This window comes from Flavobacterium sp. (assembly GCF_024642105.1).
Lineage (GTDB): Bacteria > Bacteroidota > Bacteroidia > Flavobacteriales > Flavobacteriaceae > Flavobacterium.
On record NZ_JAHEBT010000039.1, the window covers coordinates 1 to 3,676 of the forward strand.

Annotated in this window: 4 protein-coding genes; all 4 read right to left on the reverse strand. The window is 37.0% G+C overall.

From position 1 onward, the window contains the following. Nucleotides 1-99: 99 nt before the first annotated feature. The 4 genes from Q0L65_RS05315 to Q0L65_RS05330 all read right to left on the reverse strand — a co-directional run bounded on the left by Q0L65_RS05315 (nt 100) and on the right by Q0L65_RS05330 (nt 3,220). On the reverse strand, nt 100-1,974 hold the full coding sequence (locus Q0L65_RS05315) for a bifunctional DNA primase/helicase (RefSeq protein WP_296684240.1): 1,875 nt from the start codon (nt 1,972-1,974) through the stop codon (nt 100-102). Then, entirely contained in the window at nt 1,971-2,285 is a 315-nt protein-coding gene (locus tag Q0L65_RS05320; protein ID WP_296684242.1) for a helix-turn-helix domain-containing protein, read from the reverse strand. The genes Q0L65_RS05315 and Q0L65_RS05320 overlap by 4 nt, the downstream gene beginning before the upstream one ends. 84 nt (nt 2,286-2,369) lie before the next feature. Further along, nucleotides 2,370-2,657, reverse strand: coding sequence for a hypothetical protein (locus Q0L65_RS05325; RefSeq protein ID WP_296684243.1), 288 nt, complete (start codon nt 2,655-2,657; stop codon nt 2,370-2,372). 173 nt (nt 2,658-2,830) lie between these two features. After that, nucleotides 2,831-3,220: a hypothetical protein gene (locus Q0L65_RS05330; RefSeq protein WP_296684244.1), complete on the reverse strand. Its 390-nt coding sequence runs from the start codon at nt 3,218-3,220 to the stop codon at nt 2,831-2,833. Nucleotides 3,221-3,676 lie beyond the last annotated feature (456 nt).

Sequence of the window (3,676 nt, forward strand, 5' to 3'; positions counted from 1 at the left end):
TTCTGTTGTTTGTTTTTTTCTTCTTGGTGTTTCCATAATTAAATTTAAACATTAATAATTGAAAACTCCTTCTAGCAATATACATTCAATCGGTCCACTTTATGCTGACGATTTACAGTTTCCGAGGTAAACATGTCTTCCTTGTTCCTTATTCCAGCCAAATTGAATGAGCGGTACATCGAGGGGTGATCCATCTCGGACTTTCAGCGCCTTGACAACACTGCAATTGCTATTTGCTTCTTTTTCTACAAGAAGAATACCGGCTGCTTTTCTTTGTACTTCTGATCCGAGGTGACCTCTAAGCTTCATGCCTGATGGCGCCATGTGCACAACACAAAGAATGCACGTGTTGTAAATTGCTGCCATTCTAAACAACTCTTCAATGAGTTTTACGGAGCTTTCTTCGTCATTGACACCGTTGAGCAAATCGGCAATTCCATCTATAACCACCATGTGAATTCCGCCGTGCTCGTAATACAAACGGTCCATAGATTCAAGAATGAGGTTCATGCGTTCATTTCTTGAAATACCTACCAAGCCAAAAGCTTTGAACCATTGAGGTGGCTTTTCTCTTTTGGAGCGGTCTATGATGTAAGAAATGTTCTTATACAACTGAAATTCAGATTGCTCAGTGTCATAGAGAAGAATTGCTTTGTTTCCTTCATTTGATTGTACAAAAGTACCTAAGGTGTCTACTACTGTGTTTTCAGGTTTTAAAGCACCTGAGAGCATGCCCCCTAAAAAATTGGTTTTACCACTTCCTTCAGAACCAGCTATGCAAAGTAAGTTTCCCGGAGTTCCGATCGTGACATCGTTGATTGTAATTAGGGGTTCGGGAGCCTTTGGTGGATTTTTAAAATCAATTTCACAGCTTCTCATCACCGAAAGCGTGTCTTCATACATAGAATCAAGCATTTCCATAAAAAGCATCATGAGGTCCTCAGCAGAATGTTTGAGTTTGAAAAAGTCTGAAACGTCCTTCTCCTGTTTGGTGCCAGATAGGGGTAAGAGAAGACTCTTGACTTTGTAGTTTTTGTATTCTTTACACAGTCTCTCCATTGATGTTTTACCTGTATCATCAACATCGTAAAGTAGGGTGATATGTTTGAAACGGTAGTTGAGCCCGCGCAGTAAGTTCTTCGGAATATGTGCCGTTTCGCTATTCAAGCAAATGGCATTTAGGCCATGAGCTGCTAAACTCAAGACATCTTTTTCTCCTCCGGTAATAAACAGAATGTCTCCTCTTACAGGAAGTTGTTCAAAGCCGAAAACATAATTCTCCGTGATTTCACCGGTATAAAGAAATCTGAGTTTCGAAAATGGGCGGTAGAGTTTTGTAAACCGGCGTCCTTGATAGCCAAAAATAGGTTGTTCCGGACTGCTTGTAAGTAAGAATTCCCGACCTTCTTTGCTTATACCATTGTAGCTTTCAATTGAATGCACATTGTATTTTTGTAGCACCTCTATTTTGATCCCGTATTTGTTCCAAAACTCAAGTTCTTTAAGAGAAAACTCCTTGTACTGAATGGGTAGTTTGTTCTTGGCAGTCTCAAAACCATCATGAATAGATTTAATCTTGGAGGCTACATTAATTGTTCCCTGATGTTTGTCCAGGAGGTTTTGAATTTTAAGCGATTGCTCACTAAGACCTAAACTGAGTTCGGTATCGATGATTTCTAAGATTTTTAGAAAATCAGTGCGGTCTTCGCAGCTATAACCGAAAATTTTACCGACAAAAAAGAAACAATCTCCGCTGTATTCTGCATCACCAAAGTCTTTGAATTTGTAGAGATTGGATTTCTTATCCAGGTAAATGTAGCAAGAGGCCTTATTGTCGTTGTAAAAAGGACTTTTAAAGGATTTACCCACTTTTGAAAAGCGGTTACCCATAAAGTATTTGAAAACATCTAGGCCCTTATTGGTGACCAACAAAATGCTTTCCTTGTTGATTGATGACAGCGCTGCCTGATTCATACCAATGATTTTTTAGAATGAATCAAATTAACTTTCGCATACCGTTTCAATTCTGAAATTAGCATGCGGCGCTGCCTACCAAGTATGGTATAACTAATCTTGCCTTCTCGCATCAAAGCATAAATTGTATTTCTGCCAATCCCAAGAAAATGACATGCACTCGTAATATCCAAGTACTTATCCTTTTCCGGTATCAAATTGTTTTGATCGAGTAATTGAGCAACTGAATTTTCTAAATTTTGTAGTTGGGTCCTCAATAAAGAGATCTGCTCTTTCCAAAACTCCTCAGTGTATTCGTTTTCTGTATTCATGCGCTAAAAATTTAATTTCAGGGCAAGATTATTCAGACGCTCTCACACGTTTATCATACTTAAATTTAACTTAAATGAAGTTTTTTAAATTCCCTTGTTTGCAATCCGGTTGTAGGTAGCCACTAACTCTTTTAAATATTCACTTTCCCGTTTCACTTTACGATCTTTTCCGTAACTCAATGACCCATGCCAATGGGCAATTTGAATATTAAAAAACCACATCAGAAGGGCCATATAATCCTTCTTTGTAACCGGTTTGTCATTGGCGCCAACTACTGCTTTGCTTTCATGTACACTAATAAATAGCTCAATGAATTCAATTTTATCCCTATTCCATTTCAGATTCGTAAATCCGCTCTTCGCAGGAAACAAACTGAGTTGTCCATTCAGAAATGACGACAGTTCCTTTTGAGTTGGAAGGGAGTCTGGAACAACGGTAACTTGAGGTTCTTTGATGGAATTGTATTTGTCAATAAACAGAATACGATGGGAGTATAAATGATCTAAGAGATCAATAAAATGTTCTTGAATTTTGAAATAATCAGTTATTTTTTTTTCAAAGAAATATCTGATGGCATTTCAATTCTAGGTGTTTTAATCAATTTGACACGATTGAATAATATGATTTCGTTCTCCTTTGGGAAAAATCGATTTTTAAAGTTTTTGATTTCAAATCTAGCCAGGTCTAGATTCTTTTTCAAGACGATAGGCGTGTGGCTTTCCTGGGTAATAGCATCTTCAAGTTCTAATTTGCACTGATGATACCATTCATCCAATTTTTCTTGATAAGCCGAAATGGATTTAAAACCATTGAAACTGATTTCGGGTCCAGATTCAAAGTCAAATAAATTAATTTGTTTCCTCATCGAAAATGAAAGCACTTGTACTCTTGCGCTTTGCAGTTGCTCTAAAGTTGAGGTAAGAGTTTTGTTCATACTTGTCAATTTACAGTTTAGTCAGTTTATATTTGGCTTCAGCTCGGCCTAAAATCATATAGGGCAATATGGCAATGGTATATATATATACCCATTGCCAATTGCCTTGATCAATCTGATTTTAAGAAAAGCGGAAATTCAAAATCTGCGAAAACTAGTATTTTGATTTTTGGACTAGAAACATTTCTATTTTAGAATAGAACAGTTTGGTAAAAAATTAGAATCATTTCTAGTTGCGGATCTGCATAACCCCGCAAAATAATATTTCTAAATCATGGTAAATCTCCGTTGATTTTTTCTGTATTTTTGGTATGCTGATTTGTCATTCAGATATAGAGAATAGCTCCCTGCTTTATAACTGGGTTGCAAACTGGTGACCACATCGACATTACATAGTATAAAACTCAATATACATGCGACTTTCAGAGTTAGGTTCATAATCCTCACTCTCCGCCA